At 60.9% G+C, this 16,219-nt stretch carries 14 protein-coding genes; 12 read left to right on the forward strand and 2 right to left on the reverse strand.

Going from position 1 to position 16,219, the window contains the following annotated elements; translation table 11 throughout:
- The first annotated feature begins 133 nt into the window (after window positions 1-133).
- On the forward strand, window positions 134-1,675 hold the full coding sequence (locus KDX39_RS11930) for a phosphoenolpyruvate carboxykinase (RefSeq protein WP_099228829.1): 1,542 nt from the start codon (window positions 134-136) through the stop codon (window positions 1,673-1,675).
- A 129-nt stretch (window positions 1,676-1,804) separates the two neighbouring features.
- Window positions 1,805-2,305 carry a GNAT family N-acetyltransferase gene (locus KDX39_RS11935; protein WP_231660490.1) on the forward strand — a complete coding sequence of 167 codons (501 nt, stop codon included), beginning with the start codon at window positions 1,805-1,807 and terminating at the stop codon, window positions 2,303-2,305.
- Between the two features lie 96 nt (window positions 2,306-2,401).
- Here the strand turns inward: KDX39_RS11935 and KDX39_RS11940 are convergent, their stop codons facing one another.
- Together KDX39_RS11940 and KDX39_RS11945 are read right to left on the reverse strand one after the other, a co-directional pair.
- Complete coding sequence (locus KDX39_RS11940) at window positions 2,402-3,115, reverse strand: cupin domain-containing protein (RefSeq protein WP_231660491.1); 714 nt, start codon at window positions 3,113-3,115, stop codon at window positions 2,402-2,404.
- A 176-nt stretch (window positions 3,116-3,291) separates the two neighbouring features.
- The gene (locus tag KDX39_RS11945; protein ID WP_231660492.1) at window positions 3,292-4,149 is read right to left on the reverse strand and encodes a GNAT family N-acetyltransferase; all 858 of its coding nucleotides are present in this window, start codon (window positions 4,147-4,149) and stop codon (window positions 3,292-3,294) included.
- Between the two features lie 559 nt (window positions 4,150-4,708).
- On the opposite strand from KDX39_RS11945, the gene KDX39_RS11950 reads away from it, so the two are divergent.
- From KDX39_RS11950 to argE, 10 genes are all read left to right on the forward strand, one after another.
- The gene (locus KDX39_RS11950; RefSeq protein ID WP_099228826.1) at window positions 4,709-5,377 is read left to right on the forward strand and encodes a haloacid dehalogenase type II; all 669 of its coding nucleotides are present in this window, start codon (window positions 4,709-4,711) and stop codon (window positions 5,375-5,377) included.
- Between the two features lie 63 nt (window positions 5,378-5,440).
- Complete coding sequence (locus KDX39_RS11955) at window positions 5,441-6,715, forward strand: NAD(P)/FAD-dependent oxidoreductase (protein WP_231660540.1); 1,275 nt, start codon at window positions 5,441-5,443, stop codon at window positions 6,713-6,715.
- Between the two features lie 94 nt (window positions 6,716-6,809).
- Window positions 6,810-8,447, forward strand: coding sequence for an ABC transporter substrate-binding protein (locus tag KDX39_RS11960; protein ID WP_184322352.1), 1,638 nt, complete (start codon window positions 6,810-6,812; stop codon window positions 8,445-8,447).
- Window positions 8,448-8,478: 31 nt separating this feature from the next.
- Window positions 8,479-9,435, forward strand: a complete 957-nt coding sequence (locus KDX39_RS11965; protein WP_004880541.1) for an ABC transporter permease — start codon at window positions 8,479-8,481, stop codon at window positions 9,433-9,435.
- The gene (locus KDX39_RS11970; RefSeq protein WP_099228823.1) at window positions 9,432-10,295 is read left to right on the forward strand and encodes an ABC transporter permease; all 864 of its coding nucleotides are present in this window, start codon (window positions 9,432-9,434) and stop codon (window positions 10,293-10,295) included. The genes KDX39_RS11965 and KDX39_RS11970 overlap by 4 nt, the downstream gene beginning before the upstream one ends.
- 1 nt (window position 10,296) lies before the next feature.
- The gene (locus KDX39_RS11975) at window positions 10,297-12,138 is read left to right on the forward strand and encodes an ABC transporter ATP-binding protein (RefSeq protein ID WP_231660493.1); all 1,842 of its coding nucleotides are present in this window, start codon (window positions 10,297-10,299) and stop codon (window positions 12,136-12,138) included.
- Window positions 12,135-12,446, forward strand: a complete 312-nt coding sequence (locus KDX39_RS11980; protein ID WP_025996681.1) for a (2Fe-2S)-binding protein — start codon at window positions 12,135-12,137, stop codon at window positions 12,444-12,446. Before KDX39_RS11975 ends, KDX39_RS11980 begins: the two co-directional genes overlap by 4 nt.
- The gene (locus KDX39_RS11985; RefSeq protein ID WP_231660494.1) at window positions 12,425-13,834 is read left to right on the forward strand and encodes an FAD/NAD(P)-dependent oxidoreductase; all 1,410 of its coding nucleotides are present in this window, start codon (window positions 12,425-12,427) and stop codon (window positions 13,832-13,834) included. The genes KDX39_RS11980 and KDX39_RS11985 overlap by 22 nt, the downstream gene beginning before the upstream one ends.
- A complete protein-coding gene (locus KDX39_RS11990; protein WP_099228820.1) occupies window positions 13,831-14,985 on the forward strand; it encodes an NAD(P)/FAD-dependent oxidoreductase in 1,155 nt (384 codons plus the stop codon). Before KDX39_RS11985 ends, KDX39_RS11990 begins: the two co-directional genes overlap by 4 nt.
- Window positions 14,982-16,139 (forward strand): acetylornithine deacetylase, encoded by a 1,158-nt coding sequence (argE, locus tag KDX39_RS11995; RefSeq protein ID WP_231660495.1) that lies wholly within the window; start codon window positions 14,982-14,984, stop codon window positions 16,137-16,139. The genes KDX39_RS11990 and argE overlap by 4 nt, the downstream gene beginning before the upstream one ends.
- Window positions 16,140-16,219 lie beyond the last annotated feature (80 nt).

Raw genomic sequence — 16,219 nt, forward strand, 5'->3', positions numbered from 1 at the left:
AGTTCTGACAGGAGGGTTCTACCATTCCTGAGCTTTTCTGGCATAATCCGGCCCACTTTTACGCTGTAGTAGTGGTAGTTTTTTTACTACAAAACCGTTTGGAGCACTCGGCCACTGGCCGACGGGGAACCTCATGACGCAAACCAACACCGCTGTGTACACCGATCTGAGCACCGACGAACTGGTCAAGGAAGCCCTTGCCCGCAACGAAGGCGAACTTTCCGACACTGGCGCACTGGTTGTGCAGACAGGCCATCGTACTGGCCGCTCGCCGGTCGATCGTTTCATCGTTGAAGAGCCGAGCACTCAGGACGCTATCGCCTGGGGCCCGATCAACCGCAAGTTCCCGGCCGAGAAATTCGACGCTCTGTGGAATCGTGTAGGTGCTTACCTGGCCGAACGCGAGCGCTTCGTTTCCCACGTTCATGTAGGTTCCGATCCTGCGCACTACCTGCCCGTCAAGATGACCACAGAGACGGCCTGGCACAACCTGTTCGGTCGTTGCCTGTTCATCAACCCTGAACAGTACAACCCGGCTGGCAAGGACGAGTGGGAAATCCAGAACGCCCCCTGGTTCGTCTGCGACCCTGAGCGCGACGGCACCAACTCCGACGGTACTGTCATCATCAACTTCGCAGCCCGCAAGGTGCTGATCGCAGGCATGCGTTATGCCGGCGAAATGAAGAAAGCGATGTTCTCCGTGCAGAACTTCCTGCTGCCAGCCTCCGATGTGCTGCCGATGCACTGCGCGGCCAACATGGGCGAAGACGGCGACGTGACCCTGTTCTTCGGTCTGTCCGGCACCGGCAAGACCACCCTGTCGGCTGACGAAAGCCGTTACCTGATCGGTGACGACGAGCACGGCTGGGGCGAAGGCGTGGTGTTCAACATCGAAGGCGGTTGCTATGCCAAGTGCATCGACCTGTCCGAGAAGAACGAGCCTGTCATCTGGAAAGCCATCCAGCACGGCGCTGTTCTTGAAAACGTCGTCCTCGACGCCAACAAGAAAGCCGACTACGCCGACAGCAGCCTGACCCAGAACAGCCGTGCGGCCTACCCGCGCGAACTGATCGAAAAGCGCGCGCCGAAAAACCTCGGTGGCGAGCCAAACGCCGTGATCTTCCTGACCTGCGACCTGACTGGCGTACTGCCGCCTGTGTCGATCCTCAGCGAAGAACAGGCCGCCTACCACTTCCTGTCGGGCTACACCGCACTGGTTGGTTCGACTGAAATGGGTTCGGGGTCGGGCATCAAGTCCACCTTCTCCACCTGCTTCGGCGCACCTTTCTTCCCGCGTCCGGCTGGCGAATACGCAGAGCTGCTGATCAAGCGCATCCGCGGTTTCGGCTCCAAGGTCTATCTGGTCAACACCGGCTGGACCGGCGGCGGCTACGGCGTTGGCAAGCGCTTCAACATCCCGACCACCCGTGGCGTGATTGCAGCGATCCAGAGCGGCGCGCTGATCGGTGCCGAAACCGAGCACCTGGACACCATCAACCTTGACGTACCGAAGTCGGTTCCGGGCGTAGACACCAACCTGCTCAACCCGCGCAACACCTGGGCTGACAAGGCTGCCTACGACGAAGCCGCCAAGGCGCTGGCTGGCCTGTTCGTGGAGAACTTCAAGAAGTTCGACGTGAGCGACGCCATCAAGGCTGCCGGTCCGAAGTTGTAATTAAACATTCTCGACGCCGCGCCTCAGCGCGGCGCTCGGAAATGCTCAAGCAAACGCCTCGACTTGTCGGGGCGTTTGCTTGTCCGGGATACTGCCTGGGTGTTGCATATCATGAAAAGGAGCTGTGTTTTGACCCCGACCGACATCCTGATTCAACGTTTCGAGCCGCATCACCAGCAGGGCGTGGTTGATGTGATCCTGCCCATTCAGCGCGAAGAGTTCGGTATCGCCATCACTGCCGAGGACCAGCCGGATCTCAAGAGCATTCCCGATTTCTATCAGAGTGGCACCGGAGATTTCTGGGTCGCCACGCACTGTGGGCAGGTCATCGGAACCATCGGGCTCAAGGACATTGGTGCAGGGCAGGCGGCGCTGCGAAAGATGTTCGTCGCCGCGCCGTTTCGCGGACGTGAATTCTCGGTGGCCGCCAGGCTGTTGGACAGGCTGATCCAAGACGCCAGGATTAAGGGCGTCAGCGAAATATTCCTCGGCACCACCGACAAATTCCTCGCCGCACACCGGTTCTATGAAAAGCACGGGTTCAGCGAGTTAGCCAGGGAAAACCTGCCTGAAAGCTTTCCGCTCATGGCGGTGGACAGCCGGTTTTATGTGCTGGGGCTGAAAGGCTGACCCTTTCGCTCATTGAGCATGAAGTCGCTCTTGTGGGCTTTGCTCAATCCTTAACGTTAGCTGCGCCCTTCATTGTTGAAGGGCGCGACTTGGGAATCACGTCACCGCATAGAACTTGCGGACATACCCTGTGCTGGTCCACTTGCACGGCGCACCTTGTGCGACGAAGACGGTATCGCCGGTTTTCACCACGACCGCTTCACCGCCCTCGATGCCCAGTGTCACGCTGCCTTCGATGAGGTTCATCAGTTCGTGGATTCTGTGCGGACGCGAGATGCGCTCGTAAGGCGTGGAATCCCAGACACCGATGCGCAGGGTGCTGGCGGTGTCTTCGAAGATGTTGTTGCTGCGGCACTGCGGCAGCGCGCTGATCATGATTGCCGGATCCGGTGGAGATGACGGTGTGAGCATCGCGAGACGATCCAGGTGCGTGACGCCAGGCTTGTCCGGTCCGGTAGCCTGTGTGGCCGCGCAGAATGCCCAGACGCTGTCGTGTTGTGCTTCGATCCGTACCTGCGTGCCCTGGCCGATGACGGCGCTCTCGCCGGTGCTGATCGTAATGGTGTCGGCGCCTGAATTGAGTGTGACGGCACCACGATGCACAACCAGCATTTCGGTGTAGGGATAAGCGCCGACCGACACTGAAGTACTGGAATGAACGACACCGGCGGCGATGCCTGCCTCATCCATGAAGGCTGTACGGCGTTCGTTGGCGAAGGGGTCGCTGGCGTCGAGAGGCCCCGGTGTGAATTCGGTATCGACAGGGCTGTGATCGGCGCGGGCCAGCAGAAGTACGGTGGGTTGAGGCATGGTTCCGGTCTCGAGAATGGTGTGTGGACTGTTCGCGGACGAGGGAGGGTGGCTTGCCCGTGATGAGCGACGCGGTACTTCAGGAACATCGCGTCATCGTTTCATCGCCGGCAAGCCGCCTCCCACAGTCCGGCGTTTGCTGTGCGGCAGCGCTACGTCGTCGCGCAATGCTGCGCTCAACCAATCGCCTGGGTAATCAACGCAAACTGGCGCACGCCCTGGCTGGGCTGTGGCACCGCGCCCATGCTCATGCAAGTCACGGCATCGACGCGTTTGAGGCCGGCTTCTTCCAGCCAGTCCACCAGGCCGCCATTGGAGGGGATGTCGATGCGTACGAAGGCGTAAGGCACCTTGGCCAGTAACTGTTCGATCATATGTCTGGCCTGATCCACGTCCTCGGCAACCACCGGTCCGATGCACAGGCCGCGACCGAACGGACGCATCAGGGCGAAGGCCTTCAATTGGCTGTCGCGCTGGATGCCTACTGCATGTTCGAGGTTATCGAGCACATCGCTCAACACCTTCGAGCGATCCATGCCAGTGCCCGCATTGGCGAGTTCAAGAACACGAGCATGGTCGGTCCCGGTCAGGACGCGGAAGTGTTCTCCAGCTTTCAGAGCGGTCGGCGCGGGCAGTTGGGCCTGGCCTTGACGCTGTTGAACTTCACCAAAGCTGACGAAGCCCATCTTTGCGTAGAGCGGCGCGCCTTCAAGGGTGGCGTTGAGCACTGCTGTACGGGGAGCGACGCTGCCGACGGCCATTTCCATCAGCTTGCGACCGATGCCCTTGCCTTGATAATCGTCGCTGACAATCACCAGACCGATGGTGGAAAACTCACCCTGATGGCAGGCGAAGGCGCTACCGATCAGTCGGCCGTTGTGCAGCGCGACGAAGCCCTCGGCAACGCGTTGCAGCATGGCCCAGTCTTCAAGGCGGTGCGGCCATTTCAGGGCGATGGACAACTCGTGAGCGTTGGCCACATCGGCGGCAGTCATCGGGCGGTATTCAAGGTCGAGGCGTTGCTGGGCGAGCATGGTGTGTCTCCCATCCAGAAGGATGCACAGGCGATAAAAAGGATACGGCAGGATTGCTGTATCCCACCTGCGCGACGGGGTGACAAGAGGGGTTTGAACATTCGGTAGATTTCACGATTGGCAGATCGCCTGACCACACTTACTGCTTAAAACGGCTGAAACTCCGGCAGCAAATGCTTGAGGTTTTCCAGCGCATTCCTGCCTTATATAGCTGCGCGAATCGGCTCGTTCCGTACGCAGTACATTGTGCTGCGCCACCAGGGATGCAAAGGCGCAGTTTCTGCGGTGCAAAGCCGCGTGTTTGAGCCGGAGCGCCCTGAAAAGGGTCAAAAAAGCACCAAAAACCGGGGTTTGCCCAAGGCTGGAGCGCCCCGCAAAGTCTGCTGAGCGCGCACCTCAAAACGGTGCTTTCTATCAAGCAGCCAGCACTTTTAACGCCATCTGCTGATTTCACGGTGTTGTAATGAGGGTGTGCTGCAACGTGCAACGCGGTCCCTTGCATCAGGGCCGGAACTGCTCGTCACGCCATGACCCCAACGAACTTTCAGGACCGCACACAATGAGCTTTCTTCGACCAAAATTCATTACGTTCGACTGCTACGGCACGTTGACCAACTTTCACATGGGCACCATGACGCGCGAACTTTTCGCTGACCGTGTTCCGGCCGAGCAGATGGATCAGTTCGTGAAGGATTTCTCGGCGTATCGCCTGGATCAGGTCATGGGTGACTGGATGCCTTACGACGAGATCCTGAAAGTGTCCCTGTCGCGTGTCTGCAAGCGCTGGAACGTCGAATACCGCGGCGAAGGCCAGCTCTATTACGACGCCGTTCCGACCTGGGGTCCGCACGCCGATGTGCCGGCCGGTCTGTCGAAGATCGCCGACAAGATTCCGCTGGTGATCTTTTCCAATGCCAGCGACAGCCAGATCATGTCCAACGTCGAAAAGCTCGGCGCACCTTTCTACAAGGTCTTCACGGCTGATCAGGCCAAGGTCTACAAACCACGCCTGGCAGCGTTCGAATTCATGCTCGACAACCTCGGCTGCGGTCCGGAAGACGTGTTGCACGTGTCCTCCAGCTTCCGCTACGACCTGTTCTCGGCCAACGATATGAAGATCAAGAACAAGGCCTTTGTGGCTCGCGGTCACGAACAGCCTGCCCACAGCTCGTTCGAATATCACCAGATTCCAGACATCGGCGGTCTGGCGGGTCTGGTCGGTCTGTAAGCAGAACGATCCGCGACACGGCATTTTTCAAGGTGCTCTTCCATGAGTGACAAGGGGAACAAGATGCGCAGTGAGTCCTACTGGCTCGATACGGCTCCAGACTTTACCGGCGCGCAGGCTGGCGCGGTGGAGGGGCAGGCTGACGTGGTGGTGGTCGGTGGCGGTTTCACCGGGCTCTCGGCAGCGCGTGCATTGGCCTTGAAAGGTGCCAGCGTCGTGGTGGTGGATGCGGGCCGGGTGATCGGCGAAGCGTCCGGCCGCAACGGCGGGCAGTGCAACACGGGTGTCGCGCAGGATTACGCGTCGTTGAGCGCGACACTGGGTGCAGCTCAGGCCCGCGAATTCTACAAGGCGTACGAAAGTGCAGTACAAAGTGTCGTCAGCGTGATCGAGCAGGAAAACATTGCCTGTGACATCAAGCGCAACGGCAAATTGAAGCTGGCCGCCAAGCCGGGCCATTACGAAGGGTTGGCACGCACCTGCGAACTGATCCGTCGTGAGGTCGATGCCGATGTCGAGCTGCTGTCGGCGCAGGACATCCGCTCCGAAATCGGCTCGGACGAGTTTCACGGTGGACTCCTGCAGCGTAATGGCGTGCAGATCCATGTGGGTCGCTTTGGCCTGGGTCTGGCCGATGCGGCCGTGCGTCACGGCGCACGGATTTATCAGGACACAACGGTCAGAGACTGGAAGGCCAACCGCAACGGCTTTGTGGTCAACACCTCGAAAGGATCGATTCAGGCGAAGCAGGTGTTTCTGGCGACAGGTGCCTGTCAGCACGGCGGACTGGGCTGGTACCGTCGCCGCATCGTGCCGGTCGGCAGTTTTGTGATCGCCACCGAGGTGCTGCCGCAAGCCTTGATCGATCAGTTGTTTCCCAACCAGCGTGCGTACGTGACCAGTCGCTTGATCGGCAACTATTTCCGCCTCACCCCGGATAACCGTCTGCTGTTCGGCGGACGCGCCCGCTTCGCCATGTCCAACAGCAGCTCCGATGCCAAGAGCGGCAAGGTGCTGCAGGCGGCCATGATTCAGATGTTTCCGCAGTTGGCGCACGTGAAGATCGATTACTGCTGGGGCGGTCTGGTGGACATGACGTCCGATCGTTTGCCGCGTGCGGGCGAGCACGACGGCGTCTTTTACTCGATGGGCTACAGCGGTCATGGCGTGCAGATGTCGGTGCACATGGGCCGCGTCATGGCCGACGTCATGGAGGGCAAGGCGCAGGCCAATCCCTGGAAAGATCTGAACTGGCCGGCCATTCCCGGGCACTTTGGCAAACCGTGGTTTCTGCCTCTGGTCGGCGCTTATTACCGCTATCAGGACAGCCGTCACTGAGTGTTTTGTTTCACCGTCGTCGTGTGTGTTTGAAGGACGCTCCGGTCAACCGTGAGCAACTCGGAATTTCCCTTTTTCGACAGGTAGAACTGATATGGCTGACAAGAAAAACGATTCCCCGCTGATCACAGGCGAAGACAGCCTGCGCGTTTTCGAGGGGCTCAATCGCGGCCTTTCGCGTCGTGATGCGTTGCGTATGCTGGGCGTTGCCGGGGTTGTTGCGGCAGGCTCCACCAGCCTGTTCGGCGCCGCCGGAAAGGTCTTCGCCGATGACGACACCGCGCCTGTCAAAGGCAAGCCGGGCGGTCGCATTCGTGTGGCGGGCATGTCCAGCTCTACAGCCGACACGCTCGATCCTGCAAAGGGCGCACTGTCCACCGACTACGTGCGTCACTACATGTTCTATAACGGCCTGACCCGTTTCGACAGCCACCTGGTTCCGCACATGGAGCTGGCCGAGAAGATCGACAACAAGGACGCGACCGTCTGGACCATCACCCTGCGCAAGGACGTGACCTTCCACGACGGCAAGTCGCTGACCGCAGGCGACGTGGTGTTCTCGCTGTCGCGCCATAAAGATCCGGCCACCGGCTCGAAAGTGATGCCGCTGATGGCGCAGTTCTCCGAGATCAAGGCCACCGGCCCATTGGAAGTACAGATCACCCTCAGCTCGCCGAACGCCGAGTTGCCATCGATTCTCGCCGTTTCCCACCTGCTGATCGTGCCCGAAGGCACCACCGATTTCAGCAAGGGCATCGGCACCGGTCCGTTCAAAGTCAAGGAGTTCAACCCTGGCGTTCGTTCGGTCAGCGTGCGTAACCCCAACTACTGGAAACCGGGCCTGCCGTACCTGGACGAGATCGAATTCATCGCCATTGCCGACGAGCCATCGCGGGTCAACGCGCTGCTGTCCGGCGACGTACACATGATCAACGAGGTCAATCCGCGTTCTACCAGTCGTATCGCCGCCAGCGCCAAACACCGCGTGGTCGATGCGCCGTCCGGCAACTACACCGACCTGATCATTCGTCAGGACCAGATGCCGGGCAAGAGCCCTGAATTCACTGAGGCCATGAAGTACCTGCTGGACCGTGAACAGGTCAAATCAGCAGTGTTCCGTGGCTATGCCCGGGTCGGTAACGACCATCCGATTGCGCCCGGTTCGCGCTACTTCAACGCTGACCTGCCGCAACGCGCCTATGATCCCGAGAAGGCAAAGTTCCTGCTCAAGAAAGCCGGCATGGAAAAGATCACCATGGCCGTGGCCGCCTCACCTGCTGCCACTGGATCGGTCGATATCGCCGTGCTGCTGCAGCAATCGGCGAAACAGGCCGGGCTGACGCTCAACGTCAACCGCTTGCCGAGTGATGGTTACTGGTCCAACCACTGGATGAAGCACCCGCTGAGCTTCGGCAATATCAACCCGCGCCCCAACGCCGACGTGATCTTCTCGCAGTTCTTCCAGTCCTCTGCACCCTGGAACGAATCGGGCTGGAAGAACGATCAGTTCGACCAGTTGTTGATGCTCGCCCGTGGTGAAACCGACGACGACAAGCGCGCCAAAATGTATGGCGACATGCAGACTCTGGTCAGCCAGAACTGTGGCATCGGCATTCCGGTGTTCATCAGCAACATCGACGGCGTGGACAAGCGTATCCAGGGCTATTCCAGCAATCCGCTGGGCGGTTTCATGGGCTACATGTTCAGTGAGCAGGTCTGGCTGGACGCGTGAAAGCGGCTGTGAATCGAGCGGGAGGATGCAGATGAATAGCAACACACTCGGGTTGATCCTGCAGCGCTTCGGCGCTGCGATCGTCACGCTGTTGATCGTGTCCATGGTGGTCTTCGCCATTACGGCGGTGCTGCCGGGAGATGCGGCGCAACAAGCTCTGGGGCAGTTCGCGACACCTGAACAGGTCGCGGCATTGCGTACAAAACTGGGGCTCGATCAGCCGGGTGTGGTGCGTTATCTGCAGTGGTTGATGAACCTTCTGGGCGGCAACTTCGGTGAGTCGGTGTCCAACGCGATGCCGGTGTCCGATCTGATTGCCGGACGTTTCCCCAACACCCTGATGCTGGCCGCGACCACTGCGCTGGTGTCGGTACCGGTCGCCCTGATGCTGGGCATCGGTGCGGCAATGGGCCGGGGCGGACGTATCGACAGCGCCCTGAACTTTGTCACCCTGTCGCTGGTGGCGGTGCCTGAGTTTCTGGTCGCCACGCTGGCGGTGCTGATCTTCGCCGTAAAACTGGGCTGGCTGTCGGCGCTGTCCTACGGCGGTGACGCCAGTACGCCCCTGCAATTCATCCGCACTTATGCGTTGCCGGTCATGACGCTGTGCTGCGTGATCGTCGCGCAGATGGCGCGCATGACTCGCGCCGCCGTCATCGATCAGCTCGACAGCCCCTACGTGGAAATGGCCCGGCTCAAGGGCGTGAGCCCTGTGCGTATCGTGCTTCGACATGCCTTGCCCAACGCCATCGGGCCTATCGTCAACGCCGTTGCGTTGAGTCTTTCCTATCTGCTGGGCGGTGTGGTCATTGTCGAGACAATCTTCAACTACCCGGGCATTGCCAGCCTGATGGTCGATGCGGTGACCAACCGCGACATGGCGCTGGTCCAGGGCTGCACCATGCTGTTCTGCGCGGCTTACCTTGGGTTGGTGCTGTTGGCCGACCTGTGTGCAATTCTTTCCAACCCGAGGCTGAGAAACCAATGAATCCGATCATTGAGACATCTACGCCCGCCGTTCAAGCGCGTGCGCCTCGCAAGATCGCCTGGCTGGGTCTGGTGGGCGCGTCGGTCTGCTTCTTCTGGCTCATGATCGCGCTGTTCGGGCCATGGCTCGCGCCACATCCTGTGGGCGAGGTTGTGTCCGATAACGTCTTCGAAAACATAAGCGCGGCCTTTCCGTTCGGCACCGATTATCTGGGCCGCGACATGCTCAGCCGCGTGCTGATTGGCGCACGCTTCACGGTCGGTCTGGCGTTGATCTCCGCCGTGCTCGCCAGCGGTATCGGCACCATGTGTGCGCTGCTGTCGGTGGTTGCACCCAAATGGCTGGACGAAATCATCAGCCGTCTGATGGATGCGTTCATCTCGATTCCGAGCAAGATGCTTGCGTTGATCATGGTCTCTGCGTTCGGCTCCTCCGAAGTGCTGCTGGTCTGTACGGCCGTGCTGAGCTACACGCCGGGCGCGTTTCGCATCGCCCGCAGCATGGCGGTGAACATCGAAGCGCTGGAGTACGTCCAGGTCGCGCGCACCCGCGGCGAAGGTCGCCTCTACATTGCCTGCCGTGAAATTCTGCCGAACATGCTCAACCCGGTGCTGACGGATCTGGGCCTGCGCTTCGGCTTCATTGTGCTGTTGCTCAGCGGCATGAGCTTTCTCGGTCTGGGCGTTCAACCGCCGGATGCCGACCTTGGTTCGCTGGTGCGCGAAAACATCGGCGGCCTCAATCAGGGCGCGCCAGCCATCGTGATTCCTGCGTTGGCGATCGGCTCGCTGACCATCGGCGTGAATCTGTTTATCGACCGCTTGTCATCGCGGCGCAGCCGACGCTCGGGAGGGCACTGAGATGAGTCAATTGATTCGGGTGCAAGACCTGCGCGTGGTGGCGGACACCGACAAGGGTGAGCTGGAAATCGTCAAGGGTGTCAGCTTCGCGCTGGAGAAAGGCGAAGTGCTGGCGCTGATCGGCGAGTCCGGTTCAGGCAAGACCACCATCGCCCTGGCGCTGCTGGGATATGCCCGGCGCGGTTGCAAGCTGGCCGGTGGCGTCGTTCAGGTCGGTGAGCACGACATGCTCAGCCTGCCGGAAAGCCAGTTGCAAGGTTTGCGCGGCAATCGGGTTTCCTACGTCGCACAAAGCGCGGCGGCGGCTTTCAATCCGGCGAAAAAGCTGATCGATCAAGTGATCGAAGGCGCATTGATTCATGGTCTGGGCAGCCGCTCGGACCTGCAGCGAAAAGCCGTCGACCTGTTTCGCGACCTGGCATTGCCCAACCCCGAAACCATCGGCCAGCGGTATCCGCATCAGGTCTCGGGCGGTCAGTTGCAGCGGGTCATGGCAGCGATGGCACTGATCAGTGATCCGCTGCTGGTGATCCTCGACGAGCCGACCACTGCGCTGGATGTGACCACCCAGATCGACGTGCTGCGTGCCTTCAAGCGCGTGGTGCGGGATCGCGGCGCAACGGCCGTCTATGTCTCCCACGACCTTGCGGTCGTGGCGCAGATGGCCGATCAGATCGTCGTGCTCAATGGCGGCAGAATCATCGAACAGGGCAGCACGGCGGCGTTGCTCAAGGGGCCGGAAGACGAATACACGCGCAGCCTGCTCGCCGCCGCCCGTCCTGATGCGAAACTGTCGCCGGCCAGCGACATGGTAAAAGACAGCACGCTGCTGACCATCAAGGGCCTGACCGCAGGCTACGGCAAGAAAAACCTGCAAGGCATGCCGATGATCCGTGTGCTGGAAGACATCGATTTGACCATTCGTCGTGGTCAGGCCATCGGTGTGATCGGCGAGTCGGGCTCGGGCAAGTCGACCCTGGCCCGTGTGGTCGCCGGTCTGCTGGATCCTGCACAAGGCAGCCTGACGTTCGATGGAGCGCCGTTGTCCGGCGACCTGGCCGGGCGAACGAAAGAACAGTTTCGTCGTATTCAGATGGTGTTCCAGAATGCCGACACTGCGCTCAACCCGATGCACAACGTCAGCGCGATTCTGGCCCGCCCGCTGAAGATGTATTTCAACCTCAAGGGCAAGGCGCTACGTGATCGCATCCACGAGTTGATGGACCTGGTGCGTCTGCCACGCGAACTGGCCGACCGGCGTCCCAACGAACTGTCCGGCGGCCAGAAGCAGCGCGTCAACCTGGCCCGTGCGCTTGCAGCCAAGCCGGACCTGATCCTGTGCGACGAAGTCACCTCGGCGCTGGATACCGTGGTCGGTGCCTGCATTCTCGAACTGCTTGGCGACCTGCGGCGCAAGCTGGGCGTTTCCTACCTGTTCATCAGCCATGACATTTCCACCGTGCGCGCGCTGTGCGATGACATCGTGGTGATGTATAGCGGCCACAAGGTCGAAGAGGGCAGCCGTGACGCCTTCAGTCAGACGCCTTTTCATCCCTACACCGACCTGCTGGTGCATTCGGTGCCGGAGCTGCGTCAAGGCTGGCTGGAAGGCTGCGGCGTGACCAGCGGCAAGCTGCCACCCATCAGCGCGCCGTCGAACATCCCCGAGCTGTGCACCTTCCTCAATCGCTGCCCCGTGCGCATCGAGGGCTTGTGCAACAAGACCGCGCCGGGTCGTCGCTTCATTGCAGGCGGCAGCGAAATCCTTTGCCACCGCGACAGCGGCGAGTTGCAGGAACGTCAGAACGATCTGGACCCCGTCACCGTAGGAGCCTACGCATGAGTGGCCGTTTTGTAAGACTGGGCGAGCGTGATCGGCCGGTCGTCAACCTCATCGTCGACGGCGCGCCTGTCGAAGCCTTGCAGGGCGACACCCTCATGGTTGCGCTGCTGACCGGAGGCACTGCCTTGCGCCAGTCCGAGTTCGACTCGGGGCGTCGGGCGGGCTTCTGTCTGATGGGCGCCTGTCAGGATTGCTGGGTCTGGACCCGCAGTGGCGAACGCTTGCGCGCCTGTTCCAATGAAGTCCGCGACGGACTCGATATCGTCACCACCCAACCGGAGGCGAAATGGCCACTTCTCCACGGCTGAAAATCAGTCACGCCGCCAGCCCGCGTGTGGTCATCGTCGGCGCCGGTCCTGCGGGCACTCGCTGCGCCGAAACCCTTTTGGCGGCTGGCATCAAACCGATTCTGATCGATGAGAACCGCCGCGACGGCGGGCAGATCTACCGTCGCCAGCCCGAAGGCTTCAAACGTGATTACTCGGCGCTGTACGGCACTGAAGCGGCCAAGGCGCGCGACCTGCACGAAAGCTTCGATCGCTTGCGCAGCCAGATCGATTATCGCCCCGACACCCTGGCCTGGAACCTGACGGCAGGCCAGCTCTGCTGCGTCAGCAAGGGTTTGCATTCGGTGGTGGAGTACGACGCGTTGATTCTCTGCGCGGGAGCCACCGACCGCCTGATGCCGATCAAGGGCTGGCAACTCGCAGGAACCTATAGCCTGGGCGGCTCGCAGATTGCGCTCAAGTCGCAGTCGGTTTCCATCGGCAGCCGTGTGGTGTTCATGGGCAGCGGTCCGTTGCTGTACCTGGTCGCCAGCCAATACGTCAAAGCCGGTGCCGACGTGGCGGCGGTGCTCGACACCTCGCCCTTCAGCAAGCGCATCGGCGCGATGCCCAAGCTGTTGTCTCGTCCGGGGCTGTTGTTCAACGGCATGAAGTTGCTTGCTGAGTTGTATCGCGCCAAGGTGCCGGTGCACTTGGGAATCACGCCTGAAGAAATTCTGGGTGACGAGAAGGAGGGTGTCACCGGCGTGCGCGTGAGACTCGCCAATGGCAAGGCTCTGACTGTCGATTGCGATGCGCTGGCGCTGGGTTATCACTTGCGACCTGAAACTCAACTGGCTGATCTTGCCGGTTGTGGCCTGCGTTTCGACGAAGCGTCGGGGCAATGGGTGCTGGCAGTCGATGACGACGGACGCACCTCAGTCGCAGGCGTTTATGCCGCAGGCGATGGCGCGAAAATTCGCGGTGCCGATGCGGCCGAACAGGCCGGGCGACTGGCCGCGCTGACCGTGCTGGCCGACCTCGGCAAGCCTGTGGATAACCAGCGTGTGGATAACCTTCGCCAGAATCTGGAGGTCATGGATCGCTTTCGTGTCGGGCTGATGGAAGCCTTTCCGTGGCCGTCTGCGCAGGCGAAGGCGTTGCCTGATGAAGCCATTATCTGTCGTTGCGAAATGATCAGCGCGGGCGAACTGCGCGGCGTGGTCCGTGAGAAGGGCGCCTGCGAAGTCAACCGCGCCAAGGCCTTCAGCCGGGTCGGCATGGGGCGCTGCCAGGGGCGTTATTGCTCGCAGGCCGGGGCTGAAGTGATCGCTGCCGAATCCGGCGTACCGGTCGAGCAGGTTGGCCGTCAACGCGGTCAGGCTCCGGTCAAACCGTTGTCGATGATGACAGACGAGGTGGTGTCATGAAGCAGCCCAAGGTCGATGTAGTGATTGTCGGTGGCGGCGTGATGGGCGCGGCGTCTTCGTTCTTTCTGCGCCAGCGCGGCAAATCGGTGACGCTGCTGGAGCGCGACGTGATCGGCCAGTACGCCAGCGGCGTCAATTTCGGCAACGTGCGCCGTCAGGGTCGTCATCTGGATCAACTGGAGTTGGCCAACCGCTCGTTTGCGCTGTGGAAGCGACTGCCGCAGCTGATTGGCGAGGACCTCGAGTTTCTGCCAAGCGGCCACATGCGGGTCTGCTATCGCGAAGATGAAATCGAAGAGCTCGACGCCTATGCTGCGGCACCTCAGGCGCGAGAGCTGGACCTGAAGGTCTACCGTGGCAAGGAACTGCACGAACGTTTTCCGTTTCTGGGGCCGGACGTGAAAGGTGGCTCTTACGCGCCACATGACGGCCACGCCAACCCGCGTCTCGCCGCACCTGCCTGGGCTCGTGCTGCGATACGTGCTGGCGCTCGCATCGAAGAGCGCACCGAAGTGCTGCACGTCGAAAAAGTCGGCAAGGAATTCCAGATCACGACCACCGATGGCCGAGTTTTCACTGCTGATCAATTATTGATCACCGCCGGTGCCTGGGGCGAAAAGCTCTCGTCGCAGTTCGGCGAGCCGGTGCCGCTGGAAACCTTCGGCCCGCAAATGTCTGTCACCGAGCCAGTGCCTTACGCGCTGCCGACAGTGATTGGCGTGTTCACCAAAATCCCCCACGAAGTGGTGTACTACCGCCAGATCGCGCGCGGCAACATTGTGATCGGTGGCGGCGTGCGCACCAGGCCGGACATGGTCAACCGCCGTGCGTACTTCGACCCGAACAGCCTCATCAATCACATGCAGCAGATGCGCCGTCTGTTGCCCGGCGTCGGTAATCTGAACATCATTCGCGTGTGGAGCGGCATCGAAAGCTACACGCCGGACTCATTGCCGATCATGGGCCCCAGCGGCAAGGTCGACGGCCTGTACTACGCGTTCGGCTTCTGCGGCCACGGCTTCCAGCTCGGCCCTGGCGTGGGCGATGTGATGGCTGAACTGATCAGCACTGGCAGTACCAGCACGCTGATCAGTCCGTTCGATATCCGCCGTTTCGCCGCCTTCTCAGAACTTGCGAGTAAAGCCTCATGACACCGCGTGCGCTGGACATCTTCAAACGTCTGATTGCCTTCGAAACCGTGTCGTCTGAGCCGAACATGGCGCTGATCGAGTACGTTCGCGACCTGTTGGCGACCAAGGGCATCGAGTCACTGATCGTCAGGGACGAGACCGGCAAGAAGGCCAACCTGTTTGCCAGCACCGGTCCGCAAGAGCAGCCCGGCGTGCTGCTCTCCGGGCACACAGACGTCGTGCCCGCCGCTGGACAGGCGTGGACCGTACCGCCGTTTCAGGCAACTTTGCGTGACGGGCGCATCTACGGGCGCGGCACCTGCGACATGAAAGGCTTCATCGCGCTGGCCATCGACGCCATGCTCGATGCCGCCGACATGACCCTGACCCGCCCGCTGCAACTGGCGTTGTCCCACGATGAAGAAATCGGCTGTGTCGGCGTGCGGCGTTTGCTGGATGTGCTGCATCTGGCGCCTGTACGTCCGTTTCTGTGTGTAGTGGGTGAGCCGACGCTGATGCAGTTCGCGGTCGGTCACAAAGGCAAGAGTTCGTACCGCACTTACTGCCGGGGTCAGGAAGCGCATTCCTCGCTGGCACCGCGTGCGGTCAACGCCATTCACCTGGCCAGCGACTTCATTGCCGAGCTGCGCAAGAGCCAGAAACAGGTCGAGCAACAGGGCGTGCGTGACGACGGCTACGACATTCCCTATAGCACTGTACATATCGGCCGTATCGATGGCGGCAAGGCGCTGAACATCGTGCCGAACCTCTGCACCCTGGAATTCGAATACCGCAACCTGCCGGGCGATGACCCTGACCAGTTGCTGGAGCAGTTGCGTGAGCGCGCCGAAGTGCTGGTGCGTGAAGCCAGGCAGCTGTCCGGCGTTGCAGCCATCGACATCGAAATCATGAACGAGTATCCAGCGCTGGAGACACATCCCAGCGTTGAAGCCGTGCGCATGCTGCACGCCTTCGCCGAACCGGGCACCCGGCACATCAAGGTCTCGTACGGCACCGAAGGCGGCCTGTTCGCCGGGCGCCTCAACGTGCCAGTGGTGGTCTGCGGGCCTGGCTCCATCGAGCAGGCGCACAAGCCCGACGAGTTCATCGAAGAAAGCCAGATGAATGCAGGCGAGCGTTTTCTGCAAAGTCTGCTGGGCTCGCTGAAGCAGTAGAGGCTGCCGTGCGGGCGCGAAATTCAGCATCGTTTGCCGCCCGCATTCCCTGCTTTCAGCATCCTGGACTGTGATGGCTG

Origin of the sequence: Pseudomonas sp. CDFA 610, from assembly GCF_021147865.1 — a bacterium.
Lineage (GTDB): Bacteria > Pseudomonadota > Gammaproteobacteria > Pseudomonadales > Pseudomonadaceae > Aquipseudomonas > Aquipseudomonas alliivorans.